Raw genomic sequence first — 20,280 nt, forward strand, 5'->3', positions numbered from 1 at the left:
TTTGTCTTAAAACGTTGATTTCTGGGTTTGCTTAGATATTTGCTAGATTGATTTCATAGCCGTTTCAAAGAATGAGACGGCTTTTTTGGCGTTCTCTTTTGAGAGGTAACTATAAATGTCCATAGTCATGGGCAAAGTGGAATGTCCTAAACGGTGCTGAAGTTCCTTGTAAGGTATTCCAGAGTTAAGTAATAAACTAGCGTGTGTATGTCTGAAGCCATAAAAACCTATATTAGTGACGTTTGCCCGTTTAAAATGGGTTCTTAATCTAGTTTGTAAAGTTCGATTGTTAGGGTACTCATGTATGAAGTCAGAAAAGACCACAGTTTCAGAGCGCCCGAGTTACCAAGCCTCTTGTATTTGCCTACGTTTATATTGCTTGAGCATAGCGACTGTTTGGCGGTCTATATCTATATCCCGATAACTAGACTTTGATTTTGGGCTATTGAGTTCTTGATTATAGTTTAGTGTTTTTGTGATATGCACAATGGCATTATCTAAGTCAATATCAGGCCATTCAAGCGCTAGAGCCTCATTGATATGATAATCGATTTCTATATACCAAAAATACCTATCGAGTAACTATAAGGTCAGCGCGAATCAAATACTTTCGCTTCATTCTTATGATAAGTTGAATTAATAAAATAATTATGATATTCTTTTTCTATAAGGAAAAAAATCAAAATGATTTTAAGATAGTTTATTTAGAAAATTAGTCAAAATTTTTTCTAATTAATTTGGAAATCATTAACAAGGGAGATATTATGGCTGAAAGAATAATACATCAAGCTGATCTTCGAGCTATCGAGAACAACTTGCGCTCTATCCATGAAGGATTACGAACAATTGATGCTAGAGTTGATGTAGCAAACGAAAATCTTCAAATCGTTTATGATGAAATTGGTAGTTTAGCACAAGAATTTCATGAATTTGTGAATATCCAACAAAAAGCTAATAGATTAGGACAAGCTGAAACTCGACTGGTAAAAATCCGTCAGGAAATTGAGAAGAAATATGGACATTATGATATTGTTCGTCGTACTACCACAGGGATTTTACAAGCTGATGATTTAGGAATTGTCAAAAAGGAAACAATCAGCACTGCAACAGAAGAACTAATGATATCAACTCCAGGTTACTGGCTTGCTCCATGCTTAGTTGCATTAGCAGCATGGATAAATGATAAACCCGAGTTAGCTGAAAAAGCAGTCAAGGAAGGGATTAAACGAAACGATGAAAAAACCTCCCTTTTCTTTGCCTTAATTTGTAGAAGAGCTAACAGAAAGAACGCATGCCTTAAGTGGACTCAACGTTATCTAGCTAATCAAGATGAAGAAAATCTCGACAGAAATTCTATAATTATCTTAGATGCTTTTGCGAGTGGACTCTTGGGAGCTGATACCGAAGGAGTCATCTCACGTCAAATGAATGAATGGCTCAGTCGACTTGAAGAAAAACCTGGTTTTACTGAACAGCAAACAGAACAATGGTCCGAAGCCATTAACTTAAAAAGAAGAGAACTATATGAAGATTTATACCCTAACCTAAGAAAATATAGTAATAGTTGGCCTGTTCTAGAGGATATTTTAGAAGGTGCTCATCTCCATGAACAAATATTAAACTATCTAACTGATATTTTTGAGAAAAAAGGGTCTACAGAAAGCGTCAAAGAACAATTAGATGATATTTTAGACACACTTGTGACTGATTTTGATAACGAGGAACTAGCTCTTCGAAAACAAGAAAAATTCGAGCAGTTTGTGGTTGACTTTGGAGGAGATGACAACCGTGCTAATCAAAACATGGATATTGAGGTGACTGCATTTGAAACCCATAAAGACTTCACCCAGTTGCTTACCGATGCAGCAATGAAACCCGAATCTTCTCACTCAAGTATATCAACCCAAAAATTTGCATTGGCTCTTTCTCGTGATTGGGTAACAAACGCTTATAATGACGTTACTGCAAAAAATCGCATGAAGATTCCTTACGAAATTGAAATTAATGTGGATACTTTTAATGATAAATCAACAGATGGCCAAAACGAAAACGAGTTGATTGAAAAATTCAATTCTCAGATTGACTCTGAAAAAGAACAAACTTTGTCAAACTACTTCCCAAGTTTATTTGATAAATTCCTTTTGTATGGTGGTATAGCTATCGGAGTAATCGGTTTAATGATGATTTTTGGGAATATTTTCTTAGGTTTAATAGCTATTATAGCAGGGATTGTTATGGTTCTTAAACATAAATCTAATATTGAAAACATTGAAACGAATCGCAAGAAAATTGAAGAACAATACGAGAATAAAAGAGTGAATGGTGAACAAATTATAAGAGCTACTCTAGCTGAAATTGTAGACTTTAGAATTGAATTCGCAGAGAAAGATGCTGAAAGCACTAAAGTTCTTGATTTCCTCGAACAAATAAGACCTGAACAATATGTAAACAAGTTGGCATCATCTAATAGAAAGATTAAAATTTGAGGAGGTAATTGACATGGATGAAAAATATAAAGGCGATAGTAAGCTATCATCTAATAACACCACTCCATTTAAGAGCATTAATACTGAAGAAGATATCACTGAAGAACCTATGAGCGTGTTTGCTGAGGGACTCCCTTCATGGGATATTGTGCCCCCACAATTGCTAGTCAGAAGGAAACGGCAAAAATAATGAATAAACCACAAACATATGCAGAATGGGTAAATGTCTTAGCTATTTTTAAAAACAAAGATGATGATGAAACAGTTTTAAAAATGATGAAATCTGGAACTATCGAATGGCAATACGGTGTGGCAGAACGTTTCTCTACAAAGTTAATTGACGCTGTTAATTACCGTATGAATGTAGCTTCAGATAAGTTTCAAAATGATTTACTAAAATCCCAAGGATACGAGGGAGCTATTATTCAAGCAATTCTTTCTTTGAGAAAAGAAATGACGTTCTTAGCTGAAGCAATCAATCTTCCTGTAATTCCGGATAAAGAGCGACAACACTACCTAAATCTCGTTATAGAACAAGCTAATAGTATGCAAAAATCTTTAGAAGAATCTGCAAAACAGGACCGAAGCGGGAAAATGTCAAGTATTATTAGAAATCATAAAATTAATTCTTTTTTAAATAAAGGTGAACAGTAAATGAGCAATATAGTAAAAAGCAAAGAACTTCTTACGAGATATTCACTTGCAAGAATTCCTTTTATTGCTATCAATACCATTGAGCCAAGTAGAACATTAGATATGTTAAAGGAAATATCTGAAGAATTACAACTTCCGTTCAACGTACATACTCTCACCAAAGGTGTGTATGATCTTAGTTCTGGTAAGAATGTTAACGATGATAAATCTGTTTATGGTGCAATAGATTACATGACGGACCAAATGCAAAAGAAACAATACCAAACTATTGTACTGACAGAAGTTCCGGACCTTAGTAATGAAAATAGCGATTCTAAACAAGTCTTAGCACTGGTCAATCTAGCCAATGAAACTGGGGGCGTTGTAATAGTTTTTACCAATACCCCTATTTGGAATCAACTTCAACGGCAAGGTATGGCAGTAAAAATAGATTTACCTAACGAAGAGGAAATGTACTCAATAATTCAAGAATACATTGACGACTATAGAAACGATATCCAGATTGAATGGGACAACTCCGATATTCGAGAAGCTGCAGCAGCTCTCAATGGGGTAACTAGAATTGAGGCGGAGAACGTTATCGCTGCTTTGATTGCAAATAAGTGCATAAGAAAATCTGATTTAGATGAGATAAGATTTGCAAAAGATCGCCTATTCTCTGATATCTCTGGTCTAGAAAAAATCGTTGTAGATGATTCTGTAAAGGATGTCGGAGGACTTGAAGGATTAAGGAAGTGGCTTGATGAAAAGAAAGAATTGCTAACTCCCGAAAAGAAAGATATGTTACGTGAGAAAGGATTGCAGCCACCTAGAGGAATACTCCTAGTAGGTGTCCCTGGATGCGGAAAATCTTTATCTGCTAAATCAATTTCCGCTAACTGGAAACTCCCATTATATCGTTTAGATTTTGCAACGGTTCAAGGAAGTTATGTAGGTCAGTCTGAACAGCAACTCAAAGATGCTCTAACTACCGCTGAGAATGTATCTCCATGTATTTTATGGATTGATGAAATAGAAAAAGGACTATCAGGAGCTACTGGAGGCGCTAATGATGGCGGTGTATCTACTCGTATGGTTGGTCAATTCTTATTCTGGATGCAAGAATGCAAAAAACAAGTTTTTGTAGTTGCAACAGCTAATGATGTGTCTATGCTTCCATCAGAACTTCTCCGTCGAGGAAGATTTGATGAGTTATTCTTTGTTGATCTACCTACTGCAGATGAGCGTAAAGAAATACTTGCTTTGTATTTTAAAAAATACTTAAGTCTAGAATTTGAAGGAGATTTTTCTGATAATATCATTCAAATAAGTGATGGTTTCACTGGTGCGGACTTAGAATCGACAGTTAGAGATTTAGCTTACCGAGCTATCGCTAATAACAATTTTATTCTCAACGAAGAGAATATCATGAATGCTTTCAATAATGTAGTCCCACTCTCTCAAACTAGCCCAGAAAAAATTGAGGCTATTAGAGATTGGGGGAAAGAAAGAGCTGTTCCTGCATCTGGAAAACCAATCGGTGGAGAGGGACTTGTTCATAAACAAAGTGGACTTAAAACAAGAAAAGTACTTGTTTAATAAGTTCATTATTTGGACACGGTAACTGTAATCTCAGTTTCGTGTCCATTTTTATAATTCCTTAAATGAAGATCTATTCTGAGAGTACCATTAAAAGGAATCTTAAATTGCAAAATATAATTTATAACACGATTAGGAGAAAAATAGATGCCTAGACCAATGTTAAATCCATACCAATCCCAAAAACAAACACAAGCAAGCCATATCATGACTTCTAACTTAAAACAACCACAAATAGATAAATTGAGTTTAGATAGGCTTCTAAGAAAATCACGGTCTAAAGAATATATGGATGCTATTCATCAACTAGATGCAGGAGGACATGTTCATAATAAAAAGGAAGTAAATGAAATTATTAATACAATCAAGTCGGAATTCCCAGATGTGGATATTAATGGAATTCTCCTAGGTTTTGTAGCAAAATGTTATTTAGGAGCACCTTACGAAGCGCACACCCTAGACTTAGTTGGAGAAATCATTGAGCATTATAAACGAGGAGAGATATTACCTGGTGGACTCGATAAAGCCAAAAGCATTGCTTTACATGGAGGATATGATTTTATCGAAGTTTATACAGACTGTTGTCGAGCAATTAGCTCAAATGGTTCCGTATCAGTTATAAAAGACTAATTATGTATAGAACAGTAACATATGGCATACAGAGAATTTCATAAATAATTGGTAATTAACCTAAAAGGATACTATTAGGTAACAGGAAAAATTCATCTCGATGTTAAAACGACTACTGTATTATCTTTTTAATATAGTAAAATTATCAGGAATCGCTTGGAATAATTAATTTGTTTGTCTCTATGTAATAACAAGAATTAGTGGCATGAAAGTATAGCTATATAGTAGGACACAAAATATCTATTACCAACGCGCTACTTAGCTAGTGGGGGCGACATTAGGCGGTTCCGCCTATTCTTCTTTTATAACTAAGAATTTGAGAACCATTTTGTCTCAGATTCTTTTGTTAATGGTAATGGGCAAGCCAGGCGGAATATTTTTTCCCAAGCCAGAGAGCAAAGAGGAGATTGATGGCGACGATGCCTGAACCGACCAGTGAAAATAGGAAAAATTCGCTAGTCGAAACCTGCCACAAATGCACGATGTCGATAATCAAATAAGCACTGATAGGAAAACAAAGTATAGAAGTGATCAGAGCAGGAATATACTTACGGAGAAGAATTGATTGTCCAATATGGAGCAAGAGATGAAGTGCAAAGGCCACAAATCCCCCTAACCAAACTAATTCGAGCGCTCTAGATTGAGTAAAATACGCTAATAAAGTGATGGATAAGACAATGATAAACTCCTCAAAAACAGCAAGGGCAAATCCCTCTGTTGTAATTCCTTTGTGAATCTTGAGAATAGCTGGAGCCTTTTGAGCAAGCAAGGTTTCGTTGAGATGAATCCAAGGGACAAGACCGATAATTTCTTCCATATCGTGAAAGATAAAGAGTAGCGGGAACATCCAAAGATAAAATGGCATAAATCTCTCCTGAAAAGTTATAGATCGCTAACCAATAAAGCAAAAAACGCCCAGTAAGGCGTTTTGAGTTATGCTTACTTAACCTCTGTAAGCGTAATATGTAATTTAGCAAGTTTCATGATGTACAGAAACGTTGATTTTATGGGCTTTTCAATCTTTCAATTATTGATGAAATAGGGTGATTTTGACCTTGCTTTAGTTTTAATCAGACAAAAATCAGATAAAACTTTAGTTCTTGGTCATAAAATCACCAAGGTTTTTAATTTTTTGTTTGATGATATGATATTGTTCAGATGATGTTCTAGGAAGAACATATTTTGTTGAACGTCCCTTGCCAATTACCTCTATATATTGCTTGCTTTGAAGAGTTTTTAAGTTTTCTCTGAACTTATATTCTGTCATCAGATTATTCTCAATAACATCGTTTTTGCTAATGCTTTCATTTTCGATTATGTACTTGAGAATAGCTCTTTCATCTTGTGTTACATCTTGGTATGAAGACAACAAGTCCACTTTCCAAATGGTTACGATAGTACTATCAAAAGTAGTTGAAACTTCGGGAATTTTCAATTTGTATTTTTCTGACACATCAAAGATTTTTGGCCCGCCTGAGTCAGCCTTCTCAGACATTCCGATTCTTCTGAATAGCGATGAAATTGTACCGTTTCGTGTTTTTGACGTACCGCCATGTATAAACTCAGGAATAGAAATTTTCATTTTTCCTGGATTCTTAAATTCATAAAAATCATTATATGCGGTGATAACGATAGGTGAGTCAAAGTCATAGTAAGCGTGCATTAAGCAGTTTACTAGTGCTTCACGTATAGATTCAGATAAATCTTTTTTAAATGGTAAACGATGGGCAGATTTATCATTGAGTTCGAACCTATCGTTGGTAGTTGCAGTTAATTTCTTGTATGCTAAATTAAAAAAGTCATACATGTTCAAATCAGGGTACATCATGTCCCCTGTTGAAATCCTATCATTCCACCTAGTAGAAAGTGAGTTGTCCTTTTCAAAGTAGTCTAATTGAAATTTAGGATACCTAGATATTATGGAGTTGTATTTCCCGAAAAATAGTAACCCTCCTGCAGTCAACTTATAAGAGCCATCTGTTCTATCCTTCTTAAAAACACCAATTTCAGTTAAGAAGTCCCTAAGTGGCATATTGGTGTACTTAGTGTTCCCGCTTAATTCGATTAGGAGTTTTTTATACTCTTCGATTGATTCAATATTGAGGTCACTTTCGTCATAGTTAGTTAGGAGTTCGCCATCAATATCATCATGGGAGCTTGCCATGAGATACTTTAGCTCTTCTTTATCAAGTCTAACATCACCTTCCCCTAACCTTTTATAAGATTCTCTAAAATCATTTTTAAGATGGACAGGTTTTTGGTCACTACTGGCTTCTCTAATCGTTATTACCATAAGTTGACGATTTTTATCAGGAATATCAATGTACTCAATATCATTATCGGTTAGCAAATTACAACTTACTTTTTTTCTATTAGAGACTAGATTAAACAAGTCATTCCTAACTTTTTCAGGATTCATAACTCCCTGAAAAGGGTCTTCATTATTTTCATCTACTCCCAAGACAACTTTACCACCATTGGTGTTTGCGAAAGCAGAATAGGTCTCCCAGAAAGAATCAGGAAGTGCTTTTTTAGCTTTTTTGTACTCTAAATCATTGCCTTCAATTTTTAATTCCACACTTTTTCCTCCTAACTTAAAAAATCAAATTGCAGGGTATCACGCGAAAATCACGCGAAAAAAATTTTTGATAATACTCAATTTTGCTTGATTTTAAAGCATTTTTGAGTAGTTCGTTTTAAAAAGATATCGAAAATCACGCGAAAGTCACGCGAAAACCACGTGATTATTTCTCCGCCCAGTCAGTCCAGTCATCAAAGGTCGTATTATTGTATAGTTCTATCAGTCGTGGTCTGACAGATTGGATAATTTCAACTAATTCATGCCCTTCATGAAATTGTGAAAAAGGCATACCAACTGTTGCTTGGGACATATCTGAAAGTAATTGCCTTGTTGCTTGGCTATCTGCAAGTGTATTGATTAGAAAACCGAGTAGGTAATTGGAATCATAGCTAACTTCTACACCTGCTGATGGCGAATCTTTAATCAGGCGTTCATAGCCCTTTTTAATTTCTTTTTTGATTTTATCTTTGGAAAGGATTTCTAGATTTCCGATAAAATCATATGAAGTATAGATTTGGTTAGCAAAGTAATCAGAAAGTTCGTTGATTTTAGTATCATCAAGTCCGTCTTGCTGGCTTAAGTAGGTTTTGGCTTCCTTCCTAATTGTGTCCCTCAGCGTATCATAAAGCATTTCAAAAAAGATATCATCTAGGTAGCCTTCTTTTGGGTATCCAAATTCATTTTCCCAGTCAGGATTTTCAAATGTTCCAATGGTTACTCCCCCACTTCTTGTGACCGATTGTATTGGATTTGTTTTTATTCTAAAAAGCTCTTCTTTTATTTTTAATGGAGTATCAGGATACTCATCTAGGAATGTGCCATAACCAAGTTTTCTAAGGTAAAGTTCAATATATTCTTCCAATTCTCCGTAGTAAAACCAACCTACGGGTTTTCCATAGATTTTTGACACTTTCTCTAAAACTTCAAGAGGAGCTAAGTTATCTCCTCTTACATATGCGTTAATCGTTGATTTTTTTAATCCAAGACGGTTTCCAAATTCAGTAAAAGACAAATTTAATTCATCTTTGACTTGTCTTAATCTTTGACCAACAGTCTTTTTATCAGGTTTAAGTATTTCAAACATAGGTTACCTCTCAGACTATTATAACACAGGTGTTTATAAAATCGTACATTTTTTGAGAAAAACGCTTGACTCCGTGTATGATATCGTATATAATTATTGATGAGCATTAAGGTTGCTCAAAAATTTTACACCAAACGTACATAAAACCGTACATGCATGTTAGAGAGGAGCTAACCCAACAATCAAAAAAGAAAGGAAGGTACAAAAAATCCTTGAACAATCTGGTACATCGTTCAAGGACAGTAAATCTAATTGCTGTGATTATACCAGATATTTCGGATAAACGCTAGTTGAATGCAGAATCAGAAAAGAGGGTAATTATGAATTTAACAGGTATGGAACTACAAATGGTAGAGTGGGTAGCCTACTCACCAGATACACAAGAGAAAGTCTTAATCAAACCAGAGGATTGTAAAGATTTGAATGACAGAGAACTCTATCGCCTTATCAAGGATATGGGATTTGAGCGATTGATTGAATCTAGTTCTTTGCAGATTTTGAACGACTTTCTTAATCAGAAAATACAGGTAAACTAATGAGTAAATACGATTATCAAGAAGTTGTAGATAGGGTTGATGGTCTCAACTCAGTCTCAACATTGAAAAAGTGGCGGTTAAAGATTGAAAGTCTAACTGGTACTCAATTCAATGAAAGTAGAGTGAGAACGGGTCGAAAATCTTATTCTAAAGTTTATCTTTTTACAGAAGATGACCTAAATCATTTTCAAGCGATTGCTGATAAGAAGTCTTCGTTGGGGCTGGAAAGAGCAATTCTAAGTGTTTATGGGTTTTCTAAAGAAAATGATTATCAAAAACCTATTAGAGAACTTGTTGATGAGCTAGAGGTCTCCTTTAAGGAAATCCGAGAAGATTATCGAAGGAACCTAGCAAAGTTGAAACAGGAGTTAGAAGTGCTTCTGGATAGAATCCAGACCTTAGAGAAAGAGACTGAAAAGAAATCATTTAAGAGACTTAGCTTCTTTCATCGATGAAGACGGTTCGCCACCCCACCACTGGGCGAGTGGTCAACACGGTAGCCCAGAGCAGGTGGGAAAGGTGGCAAACGGCTGAACTCGATTTGACATTTGCACCCCAGTCCCTATTAGGGGGTGCACACATACATGAAATGTACTCTAAACCCTTGGTACGTAAGGGGTTACGGCTTGCTAGTTGTACCAAGAGGTCGCAAACTCTTGGTAGAGTAAGGATGAGAGGTGTTTTCATGTAGGATACGGAATTAAAGGAGAAAAAATATGGTTTACAATATGACAGATACAAACATTAAAATTGGATTGCTTGACCTTGAAATGTCACAGTTTGATATTCCTAAGAAAGTAGTGATTTTGTCAGTTAGGGTGAACAACAAATACAAAGAAGTCAACGGCGAAAACGTGAAGACAGATGAAGTAAGTAAAATTACTTCTACTGTTCTTGACGCTGACAAAGTGAAAGTTCTAACTGAAATGGGAATTTCTACTGATGACTTAAAAGCGATTAACCTTGAAATTATCGGAAATCTGGATAAGATTGCAAAACTTGCTCAAAATGATGCTTTGTTGAATGTTTCTGTTGAATTGATTCGGCCTAAGGTTCGACTAGCTTGGAATATGGCTAGAAGTAATTGGGCAGGTGTAAAAATTGTGTGTGAGGATATTAAAGTTCTAGGAGAATAATCCTATGAATACAGTCAGAATAGATTATTTTGCTGTGAGTGTTAAGGATGTTCCGCCAGAAAGAGTTCTGACTGACATCCTTTTGATTCCTCTTGAAAACTTCACGTTGAATGATTGGGGAATAAATAAGTATAAGCAACATTATTCTTGTTCAGAAATTAAGGTGTATTTTAATGCTGATAGGCTTTCTATGGGTGTATTTATTGAATTAAAAGGGCAAGGTTGTCGTCAATATGAAGAATTTTTAAACAGTAACGAAAATAATTGGATTGCCTTAATTACTCGTTTATACCAGTATAATGTTAATTTCACTCGTTTAGATATTGCCCACGACATATTTGACGGTAGCTTAGATGTTCAACGGATATATGACTATTGCAAGAAAGGATTATGTGTCTCGAAAGCAAAACACTTTGAATATCATGAGAAATCAGTACTAGATTCTGGTGAGCGAGTAGGAGAAACAGTTGCAATAGGTTCACGAGGTAATCAGCAGTGGTGCATATATAATAAACGTATGGAGCAACTTGGTAAGCAAGAGCTTGTAGAAGTTCCGTCTTGGATTCGCGCAGAGCTTAGATGTTGGCAGGAAAAGGCTAATATAATTGCAGAGCAGTTATTTTTAAAACGTCCATTATCGTCAATCTATTTTGAAGCTATAAATGGTCATTATCGCTTTGTTCGTCCAAATGCGACAGATAGCAATCATTGGAGAAGAAAAAAAGTCAAGTGGTGGATAGATTATCTAGGAACTGAAAACCAGACAGTTCTTAGTATTACAAGAGCTAAAACGACACTACGGCAGTCTGAGGCTTGGACAGAGAAACAAGTTGCGAAAACATTAGCAAAAGTCTATATTGCAAAGTATCAGGCCTATGATGTTCAAAAGGCAGAAGATTATATTCAAAGCTTGCTCAAAGAGGGACTTTCAAGGCTAACTGATAATGATGAAAAGGATATAGAGCAATATGTAAGAGAGCAGAATAGTTCTCAATTTTGGGGACAAAAAAAGACGACTTGAAAATAAGTCGCCTCTAAAAATTAACTAACTAGATTATAGCATAAGAAAGGAAAGTATTCCAATGATAGAGCTTAAGACAAAGTCAGACTATGATTTAACTAAAAATTGGTATCGGAAGAAAGAATTTTTAGATGAACTTTGGAAGGGTATGAAATTACCTACATTGGATCACTACATTCGTCAAATGAGAAATAGTCCATATTCTTTTGGAATTTGTGGAACTCATGGGAATGTCTTTATTCATGCGGAGGTATTTAAAGATTGGTTTGATTATAAGATTTTCCATGAAAATGAGGCAGTTATAGCTTAGTATAAGGGGGTAAAAATGAAGGTAGGTAAGACTACTCGAGTTCTAACTGTTTATCAATGGAAACCAGACCCTTCTAAAAAGGGCAACGTGCTTGTTAAGTTTGCAATGAGATATACTCATCCTTTGATAACAAAAAGTCGTTATAAGTACCTTACAAGGGGAGAAAATAAAGGGTGGTATACGACTAAGGCAATACCAACAGGAAAAGACAGTAAGGGACATGAGAAGTTACTTATTTCTGATATAAAGAATAGTCAGCTGATTACAAAAGTTTCAAAGATATTAAATGAAATGATTGATGAAACCGTATTAGATTTGACTGGAGAAAAACCAAAGAAATTAGAGCCTAGTAAAACTTTATGCCTCAAAGAGATAGCTAGACCGTATGATGAAAACAGTGAATTATACGGTTTAGCTTTTAAGTGGTGGGTCAATCGTGTTAAGCCTGCCAAGAATACTCTAAAGACTAGAGTTAGTGTTTATAACCAGCATATTTCCCCATATTTCAACGAAAATATGAGCCTTAAACAGTTCTGTATGGAACAGGAAAAAATGCAAGATATTATAAATAATGCAAGTGAGGGAACTTCAAAGAACATTCATATCTATCTTAAAATGATATTTGATTGGGCGGTAGAACAAGGAGAATTGACAGCGTCGCAACACCCTATTTTGAATAAGAGGGTTAAGCGTAAGACACTAACAAGTGCAGAAGAGCAGGCGAAACTTAGGGAAGATATAGCTGAAAAATATCTTGAAGTTGAAGAGGCTAATCAAGTATTTAAAATTATTGAAAATTGGACTAAGCGACATAATAATGAACTAGTTGCTGATGTACTCAGAATTATCTACTTGACAGGTATGAGACCGAGTGAAGCATTAGGTTTGAATGAAGATGTTCTAGATTTCAAGAATAAACTCATTAAGGTTCATTGGCAGAGGGCAAGCCATAATAAGACTGACAAAGAAATGGCAGAAGAAGGCTTGCGTGATGAGAAGGAACGATATAGAGCAATTCTAAAAACTAAAGAAAGCGTTAGAACTATTCCGATGTCACCAAAAGTAGAACAAATTTTACTTAAATATATTGAAAGAAATAAGTTTCAGGCGAGATTTAATCCGACTTATCATGATATGGGATATATTTTTACTAGGGTATACATAAAAGGGAAGAACCAGCAGGGCAGTCCATTGTATCATACAGAAATTTCAATGTTCTTAAGAGGTGGAACTAGTCAGTCCGCTAAGTATAATAAGAAAAGTGGAAAATCCTATAAGGATATTGATGACCTAGTTGATTTTGGTAGGCCTGTTCACATAGTTCCCCATATGTTCCGACATAGTTTTGTTTCAGTCATGGCTGATAAGAATGTAAGCTTAAACGTTATTCGAGAGTTTGTGGGACATTCAGAAGATAGTAGAGAAATAGAAAAAATCTATCTTCATGTTATGCAAAAAGGAAAACATAAGATTGAACAAGCTATGATAGATTTGTCTAAAATAATCTCTTGATTATTATAATCAGTTAAAATTCAGTTATTTTGCTAAACTTAAAAGAAAAAGCCTTAGAAATGTTGATTTCATAGGCTTTCTGTATGTTGTATTATTTAACTTCTGTAAACACAACGTGCTTGCGAAGTTTTGGTGAGTATTTCTTCAATTGAAGACGGTCTGGAGTGTTACGTTTGTTTTTAGAAGTAAGGTACAAGCGTTCACCAGATTCTTTGTGTTCAAGTGTGATATTTACGCGCATGGTATCTCCCTTCTATTATTCAGCTGATGCAGCTTTAGCGATTTTACGTCCTTTGTAGTATCCTTTAAGTGATACACGGTGAGAACGTGAGTAATCTCCAGTGGTTTCGTCAAAGTTTACAGACGGAGCTGTTACTTTGTAGTGTGTACGACGTTTGTTTTTCTTCGCTTTTGAGGTGCGACGTGCAGGTACTGCCATTTTCTTTTCTCCTTTAGGTATTTAAATTCGATTCAATCTAGTGATTTTCATCAACCATATTAGAATAACACATTTTTTTTGTAAAGTAAAGTTACTTGACAAAAAAAGATGAAAAAATTAGAAGTCATTCAATCAAATTAATCGAAATTTTCTGAAAATTCAAGAATTTTCTTCTGTTCATTGCCTTTAAAATGTGCTATAATAGTAAAAACTGAAACGGGAGGGATAAGATGACTGAATTAGATAAACGTCACCGCAGTAGCATTTATGACAGTATGGTGAAATCACCAAACCGTGCTATGCTTCGTGCGACTGGTATGACAGATAAGGACTTTGAAACACCGATTGTGGGAGTGATTTCGACTTGGGCGGAAAATACACCATGTAACATTCACTTGCATGATTTTGGGAAATTGGCTAAAGAAGGTGTCAAATCTGCGGGCGCTTGGCCGGTACAGTTTGGAACCATTACCGTAGCAGACGGGATCGCTATGGGAACGCCTGGTATGCGTTTCTCTTTGACATCTCGTGATATCATTGCGGACTCCATCGAAGCGGCGATGGGTGGTCACAACGTCGATGCCTTTGTTGCCATCGGTGGTTGTGACAAGAACATGCCTGGTTCTATGATTGCCATTGCAAATATGGATATCCCAGCTATTTTCGCCTATGGTGGAACCATTGCACCGGGAAATCTTGATGGAAAAGACATTGACTTGGTTTCTGTCTTTGAGGGAATCGGAAAATGGAACCACGGTGATATGACGGCTGAGGACGTGAAACGTCTTGAATGTAATGCCTGCCCTGGCCCTGGTGGCTGTGGTGGTATGTATACAGCTAATACCATGGCGACTGCTATCGAAGTTCTCGGTATGAGTTTGCCAGGGTCTTCCTCTCACCCAGCTGAATCAGCTGACAAGAAAGAAGATATCGAAGCAGCAGGACGAGCTGTTGTCAAGATGCTGGAGCTTGGTCTCAAACCATCAGATATCTTGACTCGTGAAGCCTTTGAAGATGCCATTACAGTAACCATGGCTCTCGGTGGATCAACCAATGCCACTCTTCACTTGCTTGCCATTGCCCATGCGGCTAATGTTGACTTGTCACTTGAGGACTTCAATACGATCCAAGAACGTGTACCTCACTTGGCCGACTTGAAACCTTCTGGTCAGTATGTCTTCCAAGACCTCTATGAAGTCGGTGGTGTGCCTGCTGTTATGAAGTACCTGTTGGCAAATGGTTTCCTTTATGGAGACCGTATCACATGTACTGGTAAGACTGTTGCTGAGAACTTAGCTGACTTTGCAGACCTTACCCCAGGTCAAAAAGTCATCATGCCACTTGAAAATCCAAAACGTGCAGACGGTCCGCTTATCATCTTGAACGGGAACCTTGCCCCTGACGGTGCGGTTGCTAAAGTATCAGGTGTGAAAGTGCGTCGCCACGTTGGACCAGTTAAGGTCTTTGACTCAGAAGAAGATGCTATTCAGGCCGTTCTGACAGATGAAATCGTTGATGGCGATGTAGTCGTTGTTCGTTTCGTTGGACCTAAGGGTGGTCCTGGTATGCCTGAGATGCTGTCACTTTCATCCATGATCGTTGGTAAAGGTCAAGGAGACAAGGTTGCTCTCTTGACAGATGGACGCTTCTCTGGTGGTACTTATGGTCTGGTTGTCGGACATATCGCTCCTGAAGCTCAGGATGGTGGACCGATTGCTTACCTGCGTACAGGGGATATCGTTACAGTTGACCAAGATACCAAAGAAATTTCCATGGCCGTATCCGAAGAAGAACTTGAAAAACGCAAGGCAGAAACAACCTTGCCACCACTTTACAGTCGTGGTGTTCTTGGTAAATATGCCCACATCGTATCATCCGCTTCTCGCGGAGCCGTGACAGACTTCTGGAATATGGACAAGTCAGGTAAAAAATAAACTCATACTCTTCGAAAATCAAATTCAAACCACGTCAGCGTCGCCTTGCCGTACTCAAGTACAGCCTGCTGCTAGCTTCCTAGTTTGCCCTTTGATTTTCATTGAGTATCAAAAAGCAAGCCAACTTCGGCTTGCTTCTTTTCATCTTCAAAAGTGATTTGCCTGCTTAACGAGGTGGCAGTCCAAGGGCAATGCGGCCGTAGCGACTGATTCGTGTAATCTTCCAGGCAGGCGACCAGGTAACTTCAACCTTGACATCTTCGATACCCTCGATTTGTTTCAGACCTGCGACGATTTCGATAGGCAAACTTTCGGCGCAATCACAGGCAGTATCGGTGAAGGTCATGACAATCTTACAGAGACCCGTTTCATCCAGATTGATTTCATAAATCAGTCCTAGATTGTAAACATCCAATTCCACATCTGTATCAAAAACCTTCTCTAGTTTTTCGATAATTTGGTCTTGTAAGGCCAAAGCGCGGTCATTGATTTTGATATCGTCTCTCATAACAGTACCTCCACGTGATAAATATCCTCTATTTTCTCATAATTCTGACAATTTGGCAAGTTTTTGATGAATTTTCTGAAAAATATGATAAAATGAAGAAAATACTCAATTAAGGGGAAGTCTATGGAGCAGATTGGAAAAGTCTTTAGACAATTACGAGAGTCAAGAAATATCTCGCTGAGACAAGCAACTGGGGGACAATTTTCGCTGTCCATGTTATCCCGATTTGAAACAGGTCAGAGTGAGCTTTCGGTGGAAAAGTTTCTATTTGCCCTAGAAAATATATCTGCTAGTGTAGAGGAAATCCTCTTTCTGGCGAGAGGTTTTCAGTATGATACAGATTCGGAGTTGAGAAAAGAAATCACAGATGTTTTGGATTTAAAGAATATAGCACCTCTTGAGGACTTATATCGCAAGGAGTATCAAAAGCATGCCCATTCTCAAAACAAACAGAAACATGTTCTAAATGCCATCATTATCAAGTCTTATATGAAGAGTATGGATGAAACGGTTGAGTTAACGGCAGAGGAAGGGAAAGTCCTTCATGACTACTTGTTTTCTACTGAGATTTGGGGAATCTATGAACTCAATTTGTTCTCAGTCAGTTCTCCGTTCTTGTCTGTTTCTCTTTTTACTAGATATGTACGAGAAATGGTCCGCAAATCCGATTTTCTAATGGAAATGTCTAGTAATCGAAACCTTTTTCATACTATGCTATTGAATGGCTTTTTAGCCAGCATTGAGTGTGAAGAATTTACCAATGCCTCTTATTTTAAACGTGTCATCAAAGAGCATTTCTACAAGGAAAATGAGACCTATTTCCGAATAGTCTATTTGTGGGCTGAAGGTCTTCTTGATAGCAAGCAGGGTAGAGTCAAGGAAGGTCAGAAAAAGATGGAAGATGCTGTCCATATTTTTGAGATGCTTGGTTGTAACAAATCTGCTGAATACTACAGAAATACAACCGATTGTTGAATATCTGCAAACTAAGAAAATAATTTGAAAATTTAAGCGATAGAACTTTTGACTACTCTCAGGTCGTTACAAAAGTTCTATCGTTTCTTTGCTCATTTTGTGTGTTGCATATATTCAAAAGTTTTCCCTTTCAATTTCTAAGTGCTATACTATAGTCATACTTCATATAGGGATTATAACAAGAAGGGAGATCACCTATGAAACTATTGTTTAGAAATCAAGCTTATCGACTCTTGACTTTGTCGCGCTTCTTCAATGCCTTTGGTGCTTCGATTTTTAACCTAGTATTTATCGTTTATGCATCGACCTTGCCACAAGCCTCTTTTGCTGTTGCTATGGCGAATATTGTCATGATTCTTCCGACTCTCTTTACAGTTTTTGTAGGGATTCGGGCAGATTACACAAGGGACAAGGTCAAATGGATGGTCTATAGCGGTTTGTTTCAGGCGGTTTTATTTTTTCTGGCAGCCCTAGTTGTTCAGCAAGCTAGTCTCTTTGCCTTTTCTAGCCTGTGTTTGATCAATGTCATCAGTGATGTGATCAGTGATTTTGCTGGTGGTTTGCGCATGCCCCTCGTTAAGGAAAAAGTAGCTGAAGGGGATTTGATGGAAGCTTATTCTTTTTCCCAGTTTATCACCTATATTTCAGCTATTGGTGGTCAAGCTTTTGGAGTTTGGCTCTTAGGTCTATCGGTCAACAATTTTTCCCTTGTTGCGGGAATCAATGCCTGCTTTTTCCTAGTATCAGCCTTTATTCTCTTTTTAGGAAAAGGCAAATTGAGTCTGTCAATGTCATCTGCTGATGGTAAAAAACTAAAAAATGAGAAGCTTTCTATCAAAGACCAGTTCCTAACAATTTACCGAAATTTACGTTTCGTTTTTCTTAAAGGTGGACAGAAAAACTTTGGTTTCATGATCTTTGCTGTCTTGCTTATTAATGCCTTGGGTGGGGCTTTAGGAAGCATCTATAACATCTTCTTTTTGAGCCATTCTTTCTTGAATTTTTCTTACACAGAGGCACTATTTATCAATCAATTCTGTGTTTTAGTAGCAATCATCATCAGTAGCCTTACGGGCAATGATTATTTTGGGAAGCAGTCTTTGCCTAGATTGATGATGTGGGCGACCGTAGGACTCAGTCTAATTGGTCTAGCTAATGTATTCAATCAAGTCGTACTTGGTTTACTATTTCTCTTTTCAACTCTGTATGTGTCTGGTAAAGTTCAACCAAAGATTAGTGCCATGCTCATGAAAAATCTAGCTCCAGATGTTCTAGCTCGTACCAGTAATTTTTTAGGTTTATTGTTTACCTTATCCATACCTGTGGGAACAGCTTGTTTTTCACTTATAGCTGTATGGAATATACAGTTGACTTGGATGCTATTTGTTGGTCTTTCCTTGCTAGCTATTCTTTTGACAGTTATTAATCTCAAAAATGATATCTAAATCCTAATTTTTTTCTCACTGTTTTAATCCCTCTATTTATGGTAAAATAAGACTATTAAGTTTAAAGAGGATTCCCTATGAAATTACAAAAACCAAAAGGAACACAGGATATTTTACCTGCTGAGTCTGCCAAGTGGCAGTACGTTGAGGGCTTTGCCCGTGAAATTTTCAAGCGCTATAACTATGCAGAGGTGCGCACGCCTATTTTTGAGCATTACGAGGTCATCAGTCGCTCTGTCGGAGATACGACCGATATCGTAACTAAGGAAATGTACGATTTTTATGACAAGGGTGACCGCCATATCACTCTTCGTCCAGAAGGAACTGCGCCCGTTGTCCGCTCTTATGTGGAAAATAAACTCTTCGCTCCAGAAGTGCAAAAGCCAAGCAAGTTCTACTACATGGGCCCTATGTTCCGTTATGAGCGTCCGCAAGCAGGGCGTTTGCGCCAGTTCCACCAGATTGGTGTTGAGTGTTTTGGCTCTAGCAATCCAGCTACCGATGTGGAAACAATCGCTATGGCAGCTCATTTCTTGAAAGAAATCGGCATCCAAGGTGTCAAGTTGCACCTCAACACTCTTGGAAATCCTGAGAGCCGTGCGGCCTACCGTCAAGCCTTGATTGACTATTTGACACCGCTTAAGGAGACCTTGTCTAAGGATAGCCAGCGTCGTTTGGAGGAAAATCCCCTCCGTGTCTTGGACTCTAAGGAGAAAGAAGACAAGGTGGCAGTGGAGAATGCACCGTCTATCTTGGATTTCCTTGATGAAGAAAGCCAAGCCCATTTTGATGCTGTGCGTCAGATGTTGGAAAATCTGGGTGTAGACTATATCATCGATACCAATATGGTGCGTGGTCTGGACTACTACAACCACACCATTTTCGAATTCATCACAGAGATTGAGGGTAATGACTTGACGGTCTGTGCGGGTGGTCGCTACGATGGTTTGGTTGCCTACTTTGGTGGCCCTGAAACTGCTGGATTTGGTTTTGGTCTTGGTGTAGAGCGCCTGCTTCTCATCCTTGAAAAGCAAGGTGTGACCCTCCCTATCGAAAATGCCCTAGATGTTTATATCGCAGTCTTGGGTGAAGGAGCAAATGTCAAGGCCTTGGAATTGGTACAAGCCCTTCGCCAACAAGGATTCAAAGCAGAACGTGACTACCTCAACCGAAAGCTCAAAGCTCAGTTCAAGTCCGCCGATGTCTTTGCGGCTAAGACTCTCATCACGCTAGGGGAGAGCGAAGTCGAAAGCGGACAATTGACAGTTAAGAACAACCAAACTCGAGAAGAAGTGCAAGTGTCACTTGATGCTATCAATCAAAATTTCTCAGAAATCTTTGAAAAATTAGGCTTTTAATAGTAGAAAAACTGGTCAGGATCTTACTCCTGACCGTTTTCTTTTGCAAAATGACAAAAATCTTAAACTTTTTGACAAATATGTTTGTCAAAA

General features: G+C 37.4%; 21 protein-coding genes and 1 pseudogene. 15 read left to right on the forward strand and 7 right to left on the reverse strand.

Annotation, left to right across the window (positions count from 1 at the left end):
* Nucleotides 1-42 precede the first annotated feature (42 nt).
* Nucleotides 43-543 (reverse strand): annotated as a pseudogene (locus tag HMPREF2655_RS04110) (site-specific integrase); the annotation flags it as partial.
* A gap of 221 nt (nt 544-764) precedes the next feature.
* On the opposite strand from HMPREF2655_RS04110, the gene HMPREF2655_RS04115 reads away from it, so the two are divergent.
* The 5 genes from HMPREF2655_RS04115 to HMPREF2655_RS04130 all read left to right on the forward strand — a co-directional run bounded on the left by HMPREF2655_RS04115 (nt 765) and on the right by HMPREF2655_RS04130 (nt 5,348).
* Nucleotides 765-2,486: a hypothetical protein gene (locus HMPREF2655_RS04115; RefSeq protein WP_070837740.1), complete on the forward strand. Its 1,722-nt coding sequence runs from the start codon at nt 765-767 to the stop codon at nt 2,484-2,486.
* A 13-nt stretch (nt 2,487-2,499) separates the two neighbouring features.
* Nucleotides 2,500-2,676 carry a hypothetical protein gene (locus HMPREF2655_RS10355; protein WP_000343799.1) on the forward strand — a complete coding sequence of 59 codons (177 nt, stop codon included), beginning with the start codon at nt 2,500-2,502 and terminating at the stop codon, nt 2,674-2,676.
* Nucleotides 2,676-3,140, forward strand: a complete 465-nt coding sequence (locus HMPREF2655_RS04120; protein ID WP_001039967.1) for a hypothetical protein — start codon at nt 2,676-2,678, stop codon at nt 3,138-3,140. Before HMPREF2655_RS10355 ends, HMPREF2655_RS04120 begins: the two co-directional genes overlap by 1 nt.
* Nucleotides 3,141-4,718 (forward strand): AAA family ATPase, encoded by a 1,578-nt coding sequence (locus HMPREF2655_RS04125; RefSeq protein WP_070837743.1) that lies wholly within the window; start codon nt 3,141-3,143, stop codon nt 4,716-4,718.
* 147 nt (nt 4,719-4,865) lie between these two features.
* Complete coding sequence (locus HMPREF2655_RS04130) at nt 4,866-5,348, forward strand: hypothetical protein (RefSeq protein ID WP_001137907.1); 483 nt, start codon at nt 4,866-4,868, stop codon at nt 5,346-5,348.
* Between the two features lie 346 nt (nt 5,349-5,694).
* On the opposite strand, the gene HMPREF2655_RS04135 is transcribed toward HMPREF2655_RS04130, so the two are convergent.
* From HMPREF2655_RS04135 to HMPREF2655_RS04145, 3 genes are all read right to left on the reverse strand, one after another.
* On the reverse strand, nt 5,695-6,213 hold the full coding sequence (locus HMPREF2655_RS04135; protein ID WP_070837746.1) for an HXXEE domain-containing protein: 519 nt from the start codon (nt 6,211-6,213) through the stop codon (nt 5,695-5,697).
* 228 nt (nt 6,214-6,441) lie between these two features.
* Nucleotides 6,442-7,926 (reverse strand): RNA-binding domain-containing protein, encoded by a 1,485-nt coding sequence (locus HMPREF2655_RS04140; RefSeq protein WP_070837748.1) that lies wholly within the window; start codon nt 7,924-7,926, stop codon nt 6,442-6,444.
* A 166-nt stretch (nt 7,927-8,092) separates the two neighbouring features.
* On the reverse strand, nt 8,093-9,013 hold the full coding sequence (locus HMPREF2655_RS04145) for a helix-turn-helix domain-containing protein (RefSeq protein ID WP_062004533.1): 921 nt from the start codon (nt 9,011-9,013) through the stop codon (nt 8,093-8,095).
* Between the two features lie 320 nt (nt 9,014-9,333).
* Between HMPREF2655_RS04145 and HMPREF2655_RS04150 the strand changes: the two genes are divergently transcribed.
* The 6 genes from HMPREF2655_RS04150 to HMPREF2655_RS04180 all read left to right on the forward strand — a co-directional run bounded on the left by HMPREF2655_RS04150 (nt 9,334) and on the right by HMPREF2655_RS04180 (nt 13,528).
* Nucleotides 9,334-9,549 carry a hypothetical protein gene (locus HMPREF2655_RS04150; RefSeq protein WP_062004532.1) on the forward strand — a complete coding sequence of 72 codons (216 nt, stop codon included), beginning with the start codon at nt 9,334-9,336 and terminating at the stop codon, nt 9,547-9,549.
* The gene (locus HMPREF2655_RS04155) at nt 9,549-10,004 is read left to right on the forward strand and encodes a hypothetical protein (protein ID WP_070837751.1); all 456 of its coding nucleotides are present in this window, start codon (nt 9,549-9,551) and stop codon (nt 10,002-10,004) included. Before HMPREF2655_RS04150 ends, HMPREF2655_RS04155 begins: the two co-directional genes overlap by 1 nt.
* A 261-nt stretch (nt 10,005-10,265) precedes the next feature.
* Nucleotides 10,266-10,685, forward strand: a complete 420-nt coding sequence (locus tag HMPREF2655_RS04165; protein WP_049531659.1) for a hypothetical protein — start codon at nt 10,266-10,268, stop codon at nt 10,683-10,685.
* 4 nt (nt 10,686-10,689) lie between these two features.
* A complete protein-coding gene (locus tag HMPREF2655_RS04170) occupies nt 10,690-11,706 on the forward strand; it encodes a replication initiation factor domain-containing protein (protein WP_049531658.1) in 1,017 nt (338 codons plus the stop codon).
* Between the two features lie 61 nt (nt 11,707-11,767).
* Entirely contained in the window at nt 11,768-12,016 is a 249-nt protein-coding gene (locus HMPREF2655_RS04175) for a hypothetical protein (protein WP_000571454.1), read from the forward strand.
* 15 nt (nt 12,017-12,031) lie between these two features.
* Entirely contained in the window at nt 12,032-13,528 is a 1,497-nt protein-coding gene (locus HMPREF2655_RS04180) for a tyrosine-type recombinase/integrase (protein WP_000862760.1), read from the forward strand.
* A 91-nt stretch (nt 13,529-13,619) separates the two neighbouring features.
* Here the strand turns inward: HMPREF2655_RS04180 and rpmG are convergent, their stop codons facing one another.
* Both rpmG and rpmF read right to left on the reverse strand, forming a co-directional pair.
* On the reverse strand, nt 13,620-13,769 hold the full coding sequence (gene rpmG / locus HMPREF2655_RS04185; RefSeq protein WP_001265622.1) for a 50S ribosomal protein L33: 150 nt from the start codon (nt 13,767-13,769) through the stop codon (nt 13,620-13,622).
* A gap of 15 nt (nt 13,770-13,784) precedes the next feature.
* Complete coding sequence (gene rpmF, locus HMPREF2655_RS04190) at nt 13,785-13,967, reverse strand: 50S ribosomal protein L32 (protein ID WP_000290417.1); 183 nt, start codon at nt 13,965-13,967, stop codon at nt 13,785-13,787.
* Between the two features lie 230 nt (nt 13,968-14,197).
* Here rpmF and ilvD point away from each other — a divergent pair, with 230 nt between their 5' ends.
* Complete coding sequence (gene ilvD, locus HMPREF2655_RS04195; RefSeq protein WP_070837756.1) at nt 14,198-15,901, forward strand: dihydroxy-acid dehydratase; 1,704 nt, start codon at nt 14,198-14,200, stop codon at nt 15,899-15,901.
* 166 nt (nt 15,902-16,067) lie between these two features.
* Here ilvD and HMPREF2655_RS04200 read toward each other — a convergent pair whose 3' ends face one another.
* Nucleotides 16,068-16,409 (reverse strand): metal-sulfur cluster assembly factor, encoded by a 342-nt coding sequence (locus HMPREF2655_RS04200; RefSeq protein ID WP_001204052.1) that lies wholly within the window; start codon nt 16,407-16,409, stop codon nt 16,068-16,070.
* Between the two features lie 123 nt (nt 16,410-16,532).
* Between HMPREF2655_RS04200 and HMPREF2655_RS04205 the strand changes: the two genes are divergently transcribed.
* The 3 genes from HMPREF2655_RS04205 (at nt 16,533) to hisS (ending at nt 20,187) form a co-directional block, all read left to right on the forward strand.
* Nucleotides 16,533-17,384, forward strand: a complete 852-nt coding sequence (locus HMPREF2655_RS04205) for a helix-turn-helix domain-containing protein (RefSeq protein ID WP_070837759.1) — start codon at nt 16,533-16,535, stop codon at nt 17,382-17,384.
* A 197-nt stretch (nt 17,385-17,581) separates the two neighbouring features.
* A complete protein-coding gene (locus tag HMPREF2655_RS04210) occupies nt 17,582-18,829 on the forward strand; it encodes an MFS transporter (RefSeq protein WP_070837762.1) in 1,248 nt (415 codons plus the stop codon).
* 77 nt (nt 18,830-18,906) lie between these two features.
* Nucleotides 18,907-20,187, forward strand: coding sequence for a histidine--tRNA ligase (gene hisS / locus HMPREF2655_RS04215; protein ID WP_070837765.1), 1,281 nt, complete (start codon nt 18,907-18,909; stop codon nt 20,185-20,187).
* Nucleotides 20,188-20,280 lie beyond the last annotated feature (93 nt).

The sequence above is a fragment of the Streptococcus sp. HMSC066F01 genome (assembly GCF_001837335.1).
In the GTDB taxonomy this organism is placed as follows: Bacteria; Bacillota; Bacilli; order Lactobacillales; family Streptococcaceae; genus Streptococcus; species Streptococcus oralis_S.